This window comes from Pseudomonas sp. B21-047 (genome assembly GCF_024748775.1).
Lineage (GTDB): Bacteria > Pseudomonadota > Gammaproteobacteria > Pseudomonadales > Pseudomonadaceae > Aquipseudomonas > Aquipseudomonas capeferrum.
In genome coordinates, this window is record NZ_CP087169.1 from 3450734 (window position 1) to 3467878 (window position 17145).

Below are 17145 nucleotides of genomic sequence, written 5' to 3' on the forward strand. Positions count from 1 at the left end.
GTGTCAGCCCACGAACGGCAATGGCAGCTGCGCCGCGTGCAGCCGCTGCAGCCGATAGGCAAAACGCAACCACAGATGGTCAAAGAAATACGCCGCCGTCTGGCGTTTGCGCCGGTAGAACGGTTGATCCGCGTGCACCAGTGCCAGGCGCGCCGACCGGGCCCAGGCATGGCCCAGCAACAACATTGCCAATGCCTGGAGAAAATCACCCGCAGCGCGGTAGGCGTACTCCTGGTCATCGTGCTCGACAAGCCCACCCACCCACGTCTGCAAGCCGTCGCTGGCAACGCGCAGCTGCTGCGCCCAGCGCATGCCTTCAGCGTCGCTGGCCAGGCCTGCTTCTTCCAGCACGTGGGCCAACAGTGCTTGCAGGGCCTCGCCACCATCGCCCAAGACCTTGCGCAGCAACAGGTCGTTGGCCTGGATCTCGTTGGTGCCCTCGTAGATCATCGCCACGCGGCTGTCGCGCACGGTTTGCTCGATGCCCGACTCGGTGACATAACCGTAACCGCCGAACACCTGCAGCGCGTCACTGGCCAGTTGAAACCCTTGCTCGGTGAAAAAGGCTTTGACCACCGGGGTGAGCAAGGCGATGCGCGCCTCCAGCGCTTGCCGGGCCATGCCTTGCGCCTGTTCGGCAAGGTCAATCAGGTGGGCGCTCCAATAACCGATGGCCCGCATGCCTTCGGTCATCGCCCGAGACTGCCAGAGCACCTGGCGCACGGCCGGGTGAAAAGCCACAGGGTCCGCCGCAGCGGCCAATGCACCTTCGGGGCGTAGCACCGCGCGCATCTGCAGGCGCGCCTGCGCATACGCCAAGGCGCGCTGGCCGGCGCTTTCGGCATGGGCCAAGCCCTGCAGGCCCACGTAGGTACGGGCACTGTTCATCATCACGAACAACGCTGCCAAGCCACCCTGCGGCTCGCCGACAAGCCAGCCTTCGGCCTGGTCGAAACTCAGGCTGCAGGTGGCGCTGGCGTGAATACCCATCTTGTGTTCGATGCCGGTGCAATGAACGCCATTAAGCCGGCCTTGCTCAGTCAGCTTGGGTACCAGAAACAGCGAAATCCCACGGCTGCCTGCGGGCGCATCGGGCAACCGCGCCAGCACCAGGTGCAGGATATTGTCGGTCAGGTCGTGCTCGCCGCCGGAAATGAATACTTTGTTGCCGGTCAGCCGATAAGCCCCGGCTTCATCTACCCGCGCCTGTGTGCGCAGCAGCCCCACATCGCTACCGGCCTGGGGTTCGGTCAGGCACATGGTGGGCAGGCACTCACCGCTGACGATTTTGCCAAGCCAGGCCTGGCGAAGCTCGGCAGAGCCAAACTGACGCAGGCATTCGTAGGCGCCATGGGCAATGCCGCTGTACATGGCCCAGCCATGGTTGCAGGCGTAGATCACTTCGTGCAGCGCAGCGCCGAGCAGCAGCGGCAGGCCCTGCCCGCCGTGCGCCTGCGCGCAGGCCAAGCCTGGCCAGCCGCCGTCCACATAACGCTGGTAAGCCTGGCGAAACCCGGTTGGCGTGCTCACATGGCCGTCCTGGAACCGGCAGCCTTCGCGATCACCTGGCCTGTTCAGCGGCACTAGTTGCTGTTCTGCAAAGCGCGCGCCCTCCTCCAGCAACTGTTGCGCCAGGGCACTGTCGACGCCAGCGAAGCGCTCGCATTCGGCCCACGCCGCCGGTGCCTGCAGCCAATGATCGATCACAAAACGGATGTCTTGCAGCGGAGCGCGATAGCTGTGCACGTGAAACTCCTTGTCAAACCATGGCCAGCGGGTTTTCCAGCAGCAAGGCCATGCCCTGGCCGCCACCGACGCAGGCCGAGACCACACCAAAACGCTGGCCACTGGCGCGCAGTTGCCGGGCCACACTGATGACCAGGCGCAGGCCGGTAGCGGCCAGCGGATGGCCCAAGGCGATGGCGCCGCCGCAGGCATTCAAACGCTCAGGGGCAATGCCCAATGCGTGCTGCACCGCTACGATCTGCGCCCCCTGGGCCTCATTGATTTCAAAGCAGGCAATGTCGTCCAGCGCCAGCCCAGCCCGCGCCAGCAGCAAGCGGATGGCCGGTACCGGGCCCAGCCCCATCACCTCGGGCGCCACGCCCACCACGCTACTGGCCCGCAACCAGGCCAAAGGCGTACGCCCGGCCAGCGCGTCGGCCGAACACATCAACACCGCCGCCGCCCCATCCACCACCGCACAGCTGTTGCCCGCAGTCTGTACCCCCTGCGGGTAAAGGGCGGGCAGTTGCTGCAGACGTTCGAACGCGGTCGCGCGTGGGTGGCTGTCTTCAGTGACGGCTTCAACGCCACGCGGCAGGCGAATACCGCGCGGCAGCAAGCCGGGCGCTTCGAACACTTCGCTGCAGACGTTGACGCATTCGTCGCTGAACCACCCGCGCGCCCGTGCCTCCATGGCCCGCGCAAAGCTCATGGCAGCCCAGGCGTCTACGGCCTCGCGGGGGATGCGGTATTGCCGGGCGATATTCTCGGCGGTCTGGATCATGCTGATGCCCACCGCAGGGTCGAACAATGCCTCCCACAGAAAGTCCTTGAAGCCGACCTCGCCGCCCAGCTTGAACCCGCCACGGTGGGTGTAGGCGACAATCGGGTTACGCGACATCGACTCGGCGGCCACGCACAGCACGGTGCCCGCCTCCCCCGCCTGAATCTGCTCACCGGCCTGGCGCAGCAGCTCGAAACCGGTGGCACAGATCCGTTGCACCATCAGCGCCGGCACTGCCTGGTCGACACCGCAATAAAGCCCGATATGCCTGGGCAGCATGTAGGCATCGAAGTCTGCCTGGGCCATGGAGCCGGCCAGTACGCTGTCGACTTCACCGGCATCGAGCCTGGCACGCTGCAACACCGCGCGGCCGGCCTTGATGCCCAGGTCGGTCGGCGAGACCAGGCCGAATGCGCCATTGATATCGACCCACGGCGTACGGATGCCCTCGAGCAACGCGGTCGCCGCAAACGTGCGGAACTGCCCCCGGGCCGTCATGGTGCGTCTACACGCAACGGCCCAGGCCCTGCATACAGGCTGTCGATCAGGCCGTGCCGCAATTGCAGGACCACGCGCTGGTTGAGCGAGCCCTTGTCGGTGATCTCACCACGGTCGATGGACGGTGCGTCGGCGGCCAGGCCGGCGAAGCGGATATAGCTGGCGTTGCCTGTCGCGCCCCGGTTGAGCGTGGCCAGCAGGCTGGCCAGCCAGTCACGCACGGCGGGCGATGCCAGCACCTGGGCGTCACTGGCCTGGGCGCCAAGCCCGGACAACTGCCGGCATTCCGGCAAGCGCGGGAAGATCAGCAAACCCAGGCATTCGCGGTCCGGGCCCAACACCACCACATCCAGCACATAGGGCGCACCCTGCAAGATCACCTGGGTGCGCATCGGCCCAACGCTGACGAACACCCCGGAGGACAACTTGAAGTCCTCGGCAATGCGCCCGTCGAACATCAAACCCAGCTGCGGATTGCCGGGGTCGCACAGGCGCACCGCATCACCGCTGCGGTAGAACCCCTCTTCGTCAAACGCCTCCTGGGTCTGCTGCGATGAGCGCCAGTACCCCGGCATCACGTGGGGCCCGCGAAACCTCGCCTCGAGCTTGCCGTCCACCGGCACCAGCTTGACCTCGCACCCCGGGGCCGGCAGGCCGATGTAGCCGGCCACCGACAACGGCCCGGTGGTGAAGGTGCACGACGGCGAAGTCTCGGTCATGCCCAGCCCCGCCATCATGCGGATGCGTTCGCCGCAGTGGGCCACGGCCACGGCGTCAAGGCGGTCCCAGATGGCCTGGGACAAACCGGCACCGGCGAAAAAGAACAGCTTCATGCGCTGGAAGAACCGCTCGCACAGGGCGCTGTCCTGCTCCAGTGCCTTGACCAGTTCCTCCCAGCCTTTGGGCACGGTCAGGTACGCCGTGGGGGAAATGTCCTTGAGGTTGTGCAGCGTCTGGGCAAAGCCCTGCGGCGTCGGCTTGCCATCGTCGATGTACAGCGTGCCGCCGTTGTACAGCACGATACCGACGTTGTGGCTGCCGCCAAAGGTGTGGTTCCACGGCAGCCAGTCGACCAGCACCGGCGGCACTTCGGCGAACTCCGGGAAGGTCTGCAACAGCATCTGCTGGTTGGCACACAGCATGCCCTGGGTGGTGACCACCGCCTTGGGCAGCTTGGTGGAGCCGGAGGTGAACAGGAACTTGGCCAGGCTGTCCGGGCGCAAGGCGGCAAAAGCCTGGTCGGCACAGGGTTGGGCGACGGTGGCCAGTACCTCGGCGAATGGCGTGCTCGCCCACCCCGCCAGCTCGTCCTGGCCCAGCACCAGGGTAATCGAGGGTTCGAACACCGCATTGATGGCCCTGCCGTAGGCGGCATCAGCCGCGAAGACCAGGCCCGGTTGCAGTGTCTGGACGATATGGCGCAGCTTGCCAAAATCCTGGGACAACAGTGAATACGCTGGCGATACCGGGCAATAGGGAATGCCGGCATACAGCGCGGCCGTGGCCAGTTGCACGTGCTCAAGGTCGTTGCCCGAGAGGATCAGCAGCGGGCGTTCGGCGCTCAGGCCTTGGCCCAGCAACCACGTGGCGATACGTCGAACACGCTGCAACATGGCGGCGTAAGTGATGTGCTGCCACTGCCCGTCGGCAGCGCGGCGTGCGACAAACGTCTGCTCGCTGCGCTGCTGCGCCCAATGCAGCAAGCGCTCCATCAGCCGTGCCGGGTAGGCGTCGAGCGTTTCCACGGGGTCCAGGTACAGCACGTCGCCCTGTTGGCGCACCTGTACCTGGGGCTGCCCGATCTTGACGGCGCGCAACGGCGCACGCTGGGCAACGGAGAGGGTTTCGCAGTCCATGAAGGCTACCTCTGCGTGAGTGCGCCAAGGGCCGAGGGGCCGCCAGGCGCATTCGCTATTGTTGTTGTGAGGTTGTGGGTCAAATCGGGTAGTGCCGCGCGCCATGCTGCACGGTAACCCAACGCAACTGGGTGAAGGCATCGATGGCCGCCGTGCTGCCGAAGCTGCCGTAACCGCTGGCCTTGACCCCGCCAAACGGCATCTGCGCTTCGTCATGCACCGTCGGGCCGTTGATATGGCAGATGCCCGACTCCAGGCGCTGGGCAAGGGCCAGGGCACGTTGGGTATCACGGCTGAAGATCGCCGCGCTGAGGCCGAACTCGGAGTCGTTGGCCAGGGCCAGCAGCGCTTCGTCGCCGCTGGCGCGCAGCACCACTGCCACCGGCCCGAACGACTCTTCGCGGTACAGCCTCATGCCCGCATTGACGTGGTCGAGCAGTACCGGCTGCATGACGCTGCCCGTACGTTCGCCGCCTGCCACCAGGGTCGCACCCTTGCCGATGGCGTCATCGACCAGCGCCTGTATGCGCTCACCGGCCCCGGCATCGATCAATGAGCCCAGCGGCGCGTCGGGTTGCGAGGGGTCTGCCGCACGCAAGCGGCGCACCTTCTCACCCAGCTTGGCCACGAACTCATCGGCCACCGCCTGGTCGACGATCAGCCGCTCGGTCGACATGCAGATCTGGCCCTGGTTGAAGTAGGCACCAAAGGCCGCCGCATCGACCGCAGCCTCCAGGTCGGCATCGGCCAGGACCAGGAACGGTGCCTTGCCACCCAGTTCGAGCACTGCAGGCTTGAGGTGACGCGCCGCCAGTTGCCCAACGATGCGCCCCACATGGGTAGACCCGGTGAAATTCACCCGCCGCACCGCCGGATGGGCGATAAGACGCTCCACCACTGCCGGTGCATCGTGCGGGGCATTGCAGATGACGTTGACCACACCGTCGCCCAAACCGGCCGCCTGCAATACCTGACCGATCAGGCCATGCACCGCCGGGCTGGCTTCGGAGGCCTTGAGCACCACGGTATTACCGCACGCCAGGGGCATGGCAATAGCGCGTGTGGCCAGAATCACCGGGGCATTCCAGGGGGCGATACCCAGCACCACCCCACAGGGTTGGCGCAGGGCCATGGCAAAGCTGCCGGGCACGTCGGAGGGGATGACACTGCCCTGTATCTGCGTGGTCATCGACGCCGCTTCACGCAGAATATTGGCCGCCAGCATCACATTGAAACCGTACCAGTTGGCCTTGGCCCCGGTTTCCCCGGCCATGGCCAGGAATTCGTCGCGCCGGGCATCCAGCGCATCGGCTGCCTTGAGCAAGCGCGCACGGCGCTCGCCCGGCCCCAGCGCGGCCCAGGCGGGGAACGCCGCCTGCGCCGCTTCGACCGCCGCGTCGGCGTCGGCCAGGGTGGCGGCGGCCACCACCGACACCACCTCGCCGCTGACCGGATGGCGACGCTCGAACGTGCCGTCGTCGCTGGCCGTACGGGCCTTACCGCCAATTAACAAGGGCACCTCGAACATCGGGCATTCCTCTTTTCTGATTGTTCGGGAATGAAAACCGCGGCTGCTCAGCGCTTGTAGGCTTGCAGGCCTGGCTTGATGCTTTTGTCGTCGAGGAACTGCTTCAGGCCTTGCGCGCGGCCGTGCTCCGGGTCACGCAGCTGGGCCTGGTCCAGCTTGGCGTACAGGTAGTCCTCGTTCTGCTCCCAGGTCAACTCGCGGCAGCGCTTGAAGCCGTTTTTGGCGGCACGCAGCACAACCGGGTTCTTGTCGAGAAGGTCCTGGGCGAGCAGCACCACTTCATCGCGCAACTGCGCCAACGGCACGCTCTTGTTGACCAGCCCCATCTGCGCGGCTTTGTGCCCGTCGAAGGTCTTGCCGGTCATGATGTAGTACAGCGATTCACGGTGGCCCACGGTGTCGGCCATGGCCTTGCTGACCAGGTTGCCCGGTGGAATACCCCAGTTGATTTCAGACAGGCCGAAGGTGGCCTCGTCGGCGCAGATGGCCAAGTCGCAAGCGACCAGCGGGCTGAAACCACCGCCGAAGCACCAGCCGTTGACCATGGCGATGGTGGGTTTGCTGTAGAAGCGTAGCAGCTTCCACTGCCATTCCGAGGCATCGCGGCGGATGCGCTCCTGAAGGATCTCGGGGCCTGCGTCCACCTCGCGGAAGTACTCCTTGAGGTCCATGCCGGCGGTCCAGGCGCTGCCCTCACCGGTCAACACCAGCACGCGTGCGTCGGCGTCCTGCTCGACGGTTTCCAGTACATCGCGCATTTCACGGTTGAGCGTTGGGCTCATGGCGTTGCGCTTTTCAGGACGGTTGAAGCTGACCCAGGCGATGCCTTGCTCGACGGTGACTTTCACGGTCTGCCAGCGGTTTTCGTATTGGCCCATCACACACCTCTTGTACTGATTGTTCGTTGTGGTTGGCCGAACATTAGCCCGGCCATATAGTTAAGTCAATTAACCATTAATAAAATTATCTATTTTACTTCGAATGCGTCGTAGACCACGGCGTTGCCCAGGCGCATGGCGCTGCCCACGCCCACCGTGCGGTTCAGCCAGGCGTATTGCGGGGCCGAGGTTTCAAAGCGCAGCGTGATGCGGAACTGGTACAGGCTGGGGTCGACGTCCTCGCCGGCGGCGACTTTCTTCATTACCTCGGGCGGGCCGAAGCGGTAGCCCTCGGTGCGCAGGTAGATCAACGCACCGTCATCGGTCTGCAGCAGGTAACGGGTGTCGATAATGGCCACCCCCTCTGGGGTGACCACTTGCCAGTCCGCGCCGTTGTTGAGGATGGTGCCCTTGAGCCGAGCGCCCTCGAAATGCCCACCCGTGATGGGGATGATGCGCCGCTTGCCCTGCCCGCTGGTGCTGCCCAGCTCCCAGATGGGTGCCACCAGGTCGACACTGAAGCGCGCCAGTGGCTCAAGCTTGAGCGGCGGCGGTTCATAGCTGGCCGCCTGGGCCAGTGCGGCGCAACCGCTCAACAGCATGACGGCAAGTGCTTTACCCAGGCTCATGGCGCAACACCTCCCGAGGCTGCAGCTTCGGCCTGCGCTGCACCGCGCCCCAGCAGTGCCATCGCCGCCACGGCAGCCACCACCAGCCCCGGTGAGGCCGCCAGCAACAAACCGCCTACGCCTGCGCCGGCAGCGAGGATCTGCCCGGCCGCCAACGGCCCGGCCATCGACCCCAACCGGCCCACGGCCACCGACGCGCCCACCCCCGTGGCGCGCACGTGTGTCGGGTACAGCGTGGGGGCCAGCGCATACAGCACCAACTGGCCGCCGATGGCGCAATAGCCTGCGGTAAAGCCCGCCAGCAGGAGCAAGCCGAAGCTGGTGGAGAGGCCCAGGCCCGCCAACGAGGCGAGCATGCCGGCATAGGCGATGCACACCGCACGCCCCGCATGGCCACGGTCCATCATGCGCCCGGTGAGGAATGACCCCGCTGCGCCGCCCAGGTTGAACAGGATCTGCACCGCGCCGGCCTGCGGCCGCGTATAGCCCTGGCCAATCAACAGCGAAGGCAGCCAGTTGAGCAGCATGTACAGCACGGTCAAGGTGAAGAAACACGCCAGCCACAACAGCAGCGTGCGGCTCGCCCGGCCTGGGCCGAACAGTTGCGCTGCCAGCCCGTTCTGCGTGCCCGTGGTCGCAGCCTGGGCCCGAAACGCCTGGGATTCAGGCAGCCAGGCCATCAGCACGAAGGCAATCGCGATTGGTGCGAAACCGCCGACATAGAACACCAGGCGCCAGCCCTCACCCAAGCCTGCCATGCCAATCACCGACGCGATGGCGCCGCCCAGGGGGACGCCGCAGTAAGTCAGGCTGACGGCCGTGCTGCGCAAGCGTTCGTGGGCCGCTTCACTGGCCATGGCGATGAGGATCGGCAATGCCGCCCCCAGCCCCAGCCCGGTCATCAGCCGGGCAACCAGCAGCGAGGCATAGTCCCAGGCATGTGCGGTGCCCAGGGAGAACAGCCCGAACAGCAATACGGCCATGATCAGGATGCGTTTGCGGCCCAGGCGGTCGGCCAGCCAGCCGCCAACGAAGGCGCCAGGCAACAGGCCGAGCAAGCCGGCACTGAACACCCACCCCAGCATCGCCGGGGTCAAGGCGAATTCCTTGGCCATGTGCGGCGCCGCAATACCGGTGGCTTGCAGGTCGAGCCCTTCGAGCAGGGCGACGAGAAAGCACAAACCGATAGTCAGTACCGGTCGGTGCGAATGTGCGATTGAACCACTCATGTGCAGCCCTCTTGTTGTTATGCGTAAGGTAATCAGAGCCTGAAGGTGGCGCGCATGGACACGAACGAGGCGTCGTCGCCCCCGGCATCGCGAATGGCAGCGCCTATGTCGTAGTACTTCAGGTCCAGGTCGAGCGTCAGGTTAGGCGTTGGCAACCATCGGGTGTTGACCCGGTAGATGGTGCCCACGTGTCGGCCAGTGCCGCGGGTGTTGGCAAGTACGCTCATGCCAGGCATGTATACCCCGTCGCTGGTGTTCTGTTTCCACACTTCGAACACGCCGGGCTCGAAGCGCAGGTTGCGCCAAGGTGAAAAACCGAAGGTCGGGCCAATGACGATGACGTTGCTCAAGGTGGTCAGGCTGGCCTCGCCGTAGACGCCATTGCGCGGGTACAACGGGTCGAAGGTACCGACCTTGCCATCGCCCACCTCGCTGTCACCACTGGCGGCGTCCAGGCGCATGGCCAGGCGCGGGTTCCACGGATGGCTGAAGGTGTACCCGGTGTCGCTGGACACCGCCCAGGCCCGAATGTCGGCGTTGCCCAGGTGCCCGCGCTGGGCCGCCAGGTCCCAGCTCCAGTCGATGGCTTGGTAGCGGCCGAACACGCGAGTGCCGAAGGTGTAGCGTTTCTCGTCACCGGTTTCCCCCGCCAGGGTGCGGTCGTCGGTTTCCAGGCCGAAGGCGAACAGGTCGATGTTCCACGCCAGGGTCAGCGGCAGCGTGCCATACAGGCCATAGAACTTGACTGCATTGTTGCTGCCGTCATCCCAGCTGTCCTCGCCGGTTTCCACGGGCCGCACGGCAAAGGCATCGAGCTTGCGCCCGTCCTTGAGGTTGAGGCTGGCGCGCAGCCCATCGAAAGTCTGGCGGATGTTGGGCGAATCGCGGTAGGTCACGAACACCTGGTTGCCGTAGGCCATTTCCTGGCGGCCGACGCGTGTGGTGTAGCGCCCACCAGTAAAGTCATGGTTCAGGTCGATAAAGGCCTGGCGCACTTCATTGCGGCTTTCGTCATTGGGCGAGTACAGGTCTTTGCCGAAGGCGCGGGTGTTCTCGACCTGCACGAAGGCGCGCAGCGCATCGTCGAACAGGTGCAGGTCGGCGTGCGCCTGCAGGCGCTGCATCAGGTAGGAATCGTCCTTGATGCCGCGCAAGCCGAAGAACGGTTTGTCCATTGCATCGGCGCGGTAGCGCGCCTCTGCGCCCAATTGCAGCCAAGCGCTGTCGGACAAGCGATGGTAGCGCAGGCCATCGAACGGATCGGTGGCTTTGCCCGGTGCATCCAGAAAGCGGTAGTCCTCGACCCAGCGCGGCGCGCCGGGACGCCCCGGCCGACTGTCCTCCAAGGGGCTGGCAGCCTGTGAAAGCGGAGCGATTGATAACAGCGCCAGGGACAGACATGCCCCCGTCAACGGCTTGGTCATCAGAATATCCTTTCTTGTTGTTGTGAAAATGGATAACTCTGTTAACGATTATTTTGATTAACGATGATGCCGTCAATAGGCGCCAACGCATATCACCGCTGGGGCTGCGCGATCAGTGTTCGCTGATCGAACACTTTTGAAACCCCCGATTCAGGGCCGTTGCCATGCAAAGCCCGTAAAGAAGCGTTTCAGCCACGGGCGCCTGCGGTTTGCATTCCTTGACAAGATCATTAAATAAAAAAATCATGTGGTGCATTCCACCCACAATAATAAAGAGAACCCCATGACACCCTCGAAGCCCTTGCTTGCTTTCGGCCTGCTTCTGCTCGGCGCGAGCCAAGCGTTCGCCGCGCCAACCGTTAAACAACCCAACATTTTGCTGGTGGTCGCGGATGACCTGGGGTTTTCCGACCTGTCTGCGTTGGGCAGTGAAATCGCTACCCCTCACCTGGACAAGCTGCTGGCGGATGGGCGCCTGATGCTGGACTTTCACGCCGCACCCAGCTGCTCCCCCACCCGCGCCATGCTGATGTCCGGCAACGACCCGCACCTCTCCGGGGTTGGCATGATGGCCGAGTCGCGCGGGCGCCTGCCGGCGGGCAGCGAAGTGCAACCGGGGTATGAAGGTGTGCTGGGGGCCAACGTGGCCACGCTCGCCGAGTTGTTGCGCGATGCCGGCTACCGCACCTACATCGCCGGCAAATGGCACCTGGGCATGACCCCGGCGCAGCAGCCGCAGAACCGCGGTTTCGACCAGGCTTATGTACTGCTCGAAGGGGGCGCGGCGCACTTCAAGCAAACCAACATGGGCCTGCTGCCCAACTACAGCTGGACCTTCCGCCACAACGGCGAGCCGGTGGAGCTGCCTAACGATTTCTACTCGACCCGCTGGTTCACCGACCGCCTGATCGACGCCATCGACCAGGGCAAGGCCAGCCACAAGCCGTTCTTCGCCTTTGCCGCCTACACTGCACCGCACTGGCCGCTGCAGGCGCCCGACGCGTACCTGGCGCAATACCGCGGCCGCTATGACCAAGGCTATGAGCAGATTGCCCGCGAACGGCTTGAGCGCCAGCGCAAGGCGGGGTTGGTGCCCGCCGACTTCCCGCTGGAGCCGCAACTGGAAGGCGTGCCGGCCTGGGCGTCGCTGAGCCCTGAGCAACAGCAGCAGTCAGCCCGCACCATGGAGGTTTACGCAGCCATGGTAGCGGCGCTGGACGCCGAGGTCGGACGCTTGGTGGAGCATCTGCGGGCCACGGGCGAACTCGACAACACCCTGGTGTTGTTCATGTCCGACAATGGCCCGGAAAATGCCAACCGTGTAGACCCGGCGTGGATCAAAAGCAACTTCGACAACCGCCTGGAAAACTACGGTCGGCCCGATTCTTTCCTGATGATCGGCTCGGCCTGGGCCCAGGTCAGCGCCCTGCCCAGCCGCCGCTACAAGATGACCACCTACCAGGGCGGCATTCGCGTACCGGCCTTCGTCCACTACCCGGCGACGATAAAACCCGGGCGCAGCGAAGCGCTCGCCAGCGTCCGCGACATCATGCCTACCTTGCTGCAGCTGGCCGGTGCGCCCTTGCCAGGCATCAAGTACCGCGACCGCGATATCGTGCCACCCCAAGGCACATCAGCTTTGGCTTACCTCGAAGGCAAGGACACCCAGATCCACCCCCGCGACGAGGCCCTGGGCTGGGAAATCAACGGGAATGCCTCCTTGCGCAAGGGCGACCTCAAGCTGTTGTTCGATACCACCGACGCAGCGCCGGCCTGGCGTTTGTTCGATTTGAGCAAGGACCCAGGCGAACGCCATGACCTGGCCCCGCAACAGCCCATGCAAGTGGCCGAACTGCTGCGCGACTGGAAAAGCTACGCCCAGCGCAACAACATCGTGACCACGGCCGAGGGGCGGCCTGTTTCCCCCGCGTTGGTCCGCAAGCCATGACTCCCCGGAGGCTCGGGGGTGTGGTACTCGCCCTCGGCGTGCTTGCCGCCGCGTATGCCGCCTGGCCGGTGCCCCCTGCACCGGCGCTGCTATGCAGCAGTTACAGCGGCGTGCCAGAGCCCCACCAGGGGCCTTGGCGAGACGGTATGGTCCGCGTTGACGGGGGCACGTTCAGCTTCGGCTCAGACCGCTTCTACAGCGAAGAAGGCCCGCCGCACCGGGCCAAGGTCTCGGCCTTCTGGGTCGACGTGCACCCGGTCACCAATGCCCAGTTCGCCCGCTTCGTACAGGCCACCGGCTACGTGACCCAGGCCGAACAGGGCATCGACGCACAGGCCGCCCCCGACCTGCCAGACCCGCTGCGGGTGCCAGGCGCAATGGTGTTCAAGCAAGGCGCGCAGGTGTTGCGGCCCGGCTGGCAATTCGTTGCCGGGGCGAACTGGCGCCACCCCCTGGGGCCCGGCAGCCACTGGCACGAGCGGGCCAACCACCCGGTGGTGCAGGTGACCCTGCGCGATGCCCAAGCCTACGCCCGCTGGGCCGGGCGCACACTGCCCAGCGAGGCGCAGCTGGAATACGCGATGCGCGGTGGCCTGCAGGATGCGGACTTCAGTTGGGGCACGGCTGAGCGGCCCAACGGCAACCCCATGGCCAATACCTGGCAGGGCCAGTTCCCGTATCACAATCAAGCGCTCGACGGTTTCACCGGCACCTCCCCGGTGGGCTGCTTCGTGGCCAATGGCTTTGGCCTGTTCGACGCGGGCGGCAACGTCTGGGAGCTGACGCGCAGCGGCTATCGCCCCGGGCATGATGAGGCACGCGACGCCGCCCTCGACCCCACGGGCCCGGCGCTGGGCGACAGCTACGACCCCGTACAACCCGGTACGCCGGTGGTGGTGATCAAGGGGGGGTCACACCTGTGCTCGGCAGATGCCTGCATGCGCTACCGGCCTTCGGCACGGCAGCCGCAGACGGTGTACCTGGCAACGTCTCATGTGGGGTTTCGGACGGTGCGGGCAGCTGCGGCCGACTGAGGCTGCCCAGCTCGCTTGCCGCCTGTGCCAGCCGCTGGGTGGCACGGCGGATCTCGTCCACATCGAGCGAGGCAAAGCCCAGGCGCAAGGCATTTTCGCGGTGGCCGAACGGTGAAAACTGGCCGCCGCCGCGCAGCACCAGGTCCAACTGCAACGCTTTGGCCGCCAACTGGTCGACATCGATCGCATCGTCGAACGTCACCCACAGTGCCAACCCGCCTTCCGGTGCCTGCACCGCTATCTGCTCGCCAAAGGCATCGCGCAGGCAATTCAACAAGGTCTCCCGACGCCGACGGTACTCGCTGGACACCCGCCGCAGGTGCTTTTTCAGCTCGCCGTCATTGATCAGGTCCGCCAGCATCCGTTGCATGACCGCATCCCCCTGCCCCAAGGTCAGCACCGCGGTACGCTCAAGCACCTCGATCACATTCGGCGGCGCCACGATAAAGCTGCAACGAAAGGTGCTGCCCAACGACTTGGACAGCGAACCGATGTAGATCACATGGCGCTGCGAAGGGTCGCTGGCCAGCGGCAAGTAGGGGCGCCCGGCAAAGTGATACTCGTGGTCGTAGTCTTCTTCGATCACGCAAAAATCATGCAGCCTGGCCAGCTCCAGCAATTGCTGCCTGCGTGCGGCATGCAGGCTGACTGTGGTCGGGAACTGGTGATGCGGGGTGAGGTACATCATGCGAACGTCGTGTGCCCGGCACAACGCGTCGACCTGATCGACCCGGCAACCCTCCTCGTCCAGGTCGACGGTAACCAGCCGCGCCCCCAACTGGCGGAATATCTCCCACGCCGGCGGGTAGCTCAGGCGCTCGACCAGCACCACATCACCCGGCTTGAGCAATGCGCTGGCCGTCAGGTACAACGACATCTGCACGCCTTGGGTCAGGCAGATGTGTTCTGCCCCCACGTTCAGGCTGCGGTTATGGCGCAGCATGTCGGCCAATGCGCTGCGCAGGTATTGGCTGCTGCCCTCGCAGCCATGGCGCACGGTGTTGGTGGTGAAACTGGTGCGCAAGGCCTTGCGGTAATAGCGATGCAACACAGCCTGGGGCAGCAGGCGATGGTCACAGGCGCCGTTATCGAAAAACAGCGCGCCCGGCCGATGGTGCAGCGTCGTCACCTGCTCGCTGTGGGTGAAATACGCCACCGCAGGCGCGTCGTTCAGCGCCAGGGCGAAGGCCGGCGGCGCGCCGCGCGCAGGCAGCGTGCCCGCCGCGAGCCGGGTACTGACGAAGGTGCCCCGGCGCTGCACGCTCTCCAGCCAGCCTTTGGTGACCGCCTCTTCGTAGGCGAGGATCACCGTCTTGCGATTGACGTCGAGCAGTTGCGCCATCTCCCGCGTGCCGGGCAACAGTGTGCCGGGGCGCAGGCGGCCCTCGACGATGGCGGTCACCAGGCCTTCGACGATCTTGCGGTACGAGGCCTGCGGCTGAGCCCCATCGAGCTTGAGCAGCGGCCGCCATTTGCGAAGCTGGACCATGTGAATTATCCAGAACTGGAGGTTCTTGTGGTCCTAGTCTAAACGCAACAATCAGGCCTCTCCAGCCCACCCTTGCGCCCTGAGGTCTGTATGCACGATCGCCATGTCATTGAACTCTCGCCCTCGGGCAAGCGCTTCGAAGCCGCCGAAGGCTTGCTGCTCGATGCAATGCTCGCCAGCGGCCTGTCCGTGCCCTTCTCGTGCCGCCGCGGCGCCTGTGGGTCGTGCAAGGTCAAGGTGGTGGCGGGCCAGTATCGGGCCAAACAACGCAGCGACGACACGCCCCCGCCCTGCTACCCCCTCGCCGCCAACGAGATGCTGCTGTGCCAAAGCCATGCCTGCAGCGACATGCGCCTGGAAATCCCCGGCTGGTCAGTGGACACGCCGACCCTGCAGATCAGCGCCCATGTGCTGAGCAAACGCGCCCTGAGCGTGGACATCACCGAACTGGTGCTGCAACCCACGCAGCCCCTCGAGGTACGCGCCGGCCAGTACCTGAGGTTTTGCCTGGCCAATGGCGATAGCCGCTGTTTCTCCATCGCCAACCTGCCAGCGCAGGACCAAGGGCGGTTGGTGTTTCATATTCGCACCCTCAGCGGCGGGCTGTTCACCGCAGGCACCCTGCCGTCCCTGCAGGTGGGCGACGCGCTGCAGCTCGAAGGGCCCGTGGGCGCCTGCACCTGGCAACACGAAGGTGAACGCCCCGTGGTGTTGTTCGCCACCGGCACCGGCTATGCCGGCATCAAGCCGTTATTGCTGACGGCCCTGTCTGGCACTGCCCAGGTCACGTTGTATTGGGGCGGTTCAGCGCAGGCCGACTTCTATGACAGCGCGTTTCTCGACCAGGCCAGCCAGGCACATCCAAGGTTTCGCTGGCACCGGGTGCTGTCGGCACAAGCCCGCGTGCAACAGGTTGCGCTGACGCATGCTCACCCGTGGGCCGACACCCAGGTCTATGCCTGCGGCAACCCTGCGATGATCAGCCAGGCCCGCGCACTATGCCTTGCAGCGGGCGTGCAGGCACACCGTTTTGTCGCCGAGGCGTTTGTGCCCAGCGGCGCATCGGTGCCGGCGACCGCGATGCTCGACACGCTTGACCCGGTACTGGAAAAAGTCGGCCCGCGCTACTCGCTGGACGGCATGCTCGCCGCCCGCGAGCAGTCGGTACGGGCCCTGGCGGCCATCGCCAGCCAGCTGAAAGTCGGCATGACCACCGCCGAGGCGTTGCACATGGCAGGCCAGACGTTGCAGGCAATGGGCGCGTCGCACACCTGGCACCCGACCTATATCCGCTTTGGCGACGACACCATCCGCACACCGCGCCAGGGCATCGACCTGCAGCGTCGGCTGCGTGCCACCGACATCGCCGTGGTCGACCTCGGCCCGGTGTGGGATGGTTATGAAGGCGACTATGGCGACACCTTCGTGTTCGGCGAGCACCCGCTGTATCAGGCCTGCGTCACCGCCCTGCACGAGGTGTTCGAAGAGACGCGCCAAGCCTGGTGCGACGGGCTGACCGGCCGTGAACTGTACGACGTCGCCGAGCGCAGCGCCCTGGTCAAAGGCTGGCAGCTGGAGCGCAACCTGGCCGGGCACCGCATCGCCGACTTCCCCCATGCGCTGTTCGGCCAGGACAAACTGGCCGATCTGGACATCGTACCGAGCGAGATGGTCTGGGTACTGGAGATTCAGCTGTGCCACCCCACGGAGCCGGTCGGGGCGTTTTTCGAAGACATTCTGGTTGGGCAAGCCAGGCCGGCCAAATTTGTGGTGCTTCAGAAACGCCAATGAAACGCCTGGAGATTCTATTCGGGGCCACCAGGTGCCTGGCTTGGCATTTTCAGCGCCTATCAGATCGAGCGCCGCCCGCGCGGCGCATCGCGACGCAAGGCCGCTCCTACATTTGTTTCGGGCCAATTATTCCTGGGGGATTGGCGCGCGGCCCCTTGGTGCCCCCTCAATATCGCGTCGTACAAACAAGGCGGTCGCGCGCAAATGCCACTGGCCTCACTGGCCCGAAACAAATGTAGGAGCGGCCTTGCGTCGCGATGCGCCGCGCGGGCGGCGCTCGATATCTGCCCCACCTCCAAACCCAAGACAGGCACCTAGCCGCCATCACTACA

General features: G+C 65.2%; 11 protein-coding genes and 1 pseudogene. 3 read left to right on the forward strand and 9 right to left on the reverse strand.

The features are described 5' to 3' along the window. Nucleotides 1-3: 3 nt before the first annotated feature. From LOY26_RS15585 to LOY26_RS15620, 8 genes are all read right to left on the reverse strand, one after another. A complete protein-coding gene (locus LOY26_RS15585) occupies nt 4-1746 on the reverse strand; it encodes an acyl-CoA dehydrogenase (protein WP_258713780.1) in 1743 nt (580 codons plus the stop codon). A gap of 13 nt (nt 1747-1759) precedes the next feature. Then, nucleotides 1760-3007, reverse strand: a complete 1248-nt coding sequence (locus LOY26_RS15590) for a thiolase family protein (protein ID WP_258713781.1) — start codon at nt 3005-3007, stop codon at nt 1760-1762. Next, a complete protein-coding gene (locus tag LOY26_RS15595) occupies nt 3004-4863 on the reverse strand; it encodes a feruloyl-CoA synthase (RefSeq protein WP_186660933.1) in 1860 nt (619 codons plus the stop codon). Before LOY26_RS15595 ends, LOY26_RS15590 begins: the two co-directional genes overlap by 4 nt. A gap of 79 nt (nt 4864-4942) precedes the next feature. Beyond that, nucleotides 4943-6391, reverse strand: coding sequence for an aldehyde dehydrogenase (locus tag LOY26_RS15600; protein ID WP_258713782.1), 1449 nt, complete (start codon nt 6389-6391; stop codon nt 4943-4945). A gap of 47 nt (nt 6392-6438) precedes the next feature. After that, the gene (locus tag LOY26_RS15605; protein ID WP_186664445.1) at nt 6439-7269 is read right to left on the reverse strand and encodes a p-hydroxycinnamoyl CoA hydratase/lyase; all 831 of its coding nucleotides are present in this window, start codon (nt 7267-7269) and stop codon (nt 6439-6441) included. 89 nt (nt 7270-7358) lie between these two features. Then, complete coding sequence (locus tag LOY26_RS15610; RefSeq protein WP_033698580.1) at nt 7359-7898, reverse strand: DUF3237 domain-containing protein; 540 nt, start codon at nt 7896-7898, stop codon at nt 7359-7361. Further along, the gene (mhpT, locus tag LOY26_RS15615; RefSeq protein ID WP_033698581.1) at nt 7895-9127 is read right to left on the reverse strand and encodes a 3-(3-hydroxy-phenyl)propionate transporter MhpT; all 1233 of its coding nucleotides are present in this window, start codon (nt 9125-9127) and stop codon (nt 7895-7897) included. The genes LOY26_RS15610 and mhpT overlap by 4 nt, the downstream gene beginning before the upstream one ends. A 32-nt stretch (nt 9128-9159) precedes the next feature. Beyond that, entirely contained in the window at nt 9160-10551 is a 1392-nt protein-coding gene (locus LOY26_RS15620) for an alginate export family protein (protein WP_258713783.1), read from the reverse strand. Between the two features lie 283 nt (nt 10552-10834). Between LOY26_RS15620 and LOY26_RS15625 the strand changes: the two genes are divergently transcribed. Together LOY26_RS15625 and LOY26_RS15630 are read left to right on the forward strand one after the other, a co-directional pair. Then, the gene (locus tag LOY26_RS15625; protein ID WP_258713784.1) at nt 10835-12499 is read left to right on the forward strand and encodes an arylsulfatase; all 1665 of its coding nucleotides are present in this window, start codon (nt 10835-10837) and stop codon (nt 12497-12499) included. Between the two features lie 20 nt (nt 12500-12519). Beyond that, nucleotides 12520-13533 (forward strand): formylglycine-generating enzyme family protein, encoded by a 1014-nt coding sequence (locus LOY26_RS15630; RefSeq protein ID WP_258713785.1) that lies wholly within the window; start codon nt 12520-12522, stop codon nt 13531-13533. Between the two features lie 4 nt (nt 13534-13537). On the opposite strand, the pseudogene LOY26_RS15635 reads toward LOY26_RS15630, so the two are convergent. Beyond that, nucleotides 13538-15022: pseudogene (locus tag LOY26_RS15635) on the reverse strand (PLP-dependent aminotransferase family protein); the annotation flags it as partial. Nucleotides 15023-15112: 90 nt separating this feature from the next. On the opposite strand from LOY26_RS15635, the gene LOY26_RS15640 reads away from it, so the two are divergent. Further along, entirely contained in the window at nt 15113-16813 is a 1701-nt protein-coding gene (locus LOY26_RS15640) for a M24 family metallopeptidase (RefSeq protein WP_258713786.1), read from the forward strand. The last annotated feature ends 332 nt before the right edge of the window (nt 16814-17145 follow it).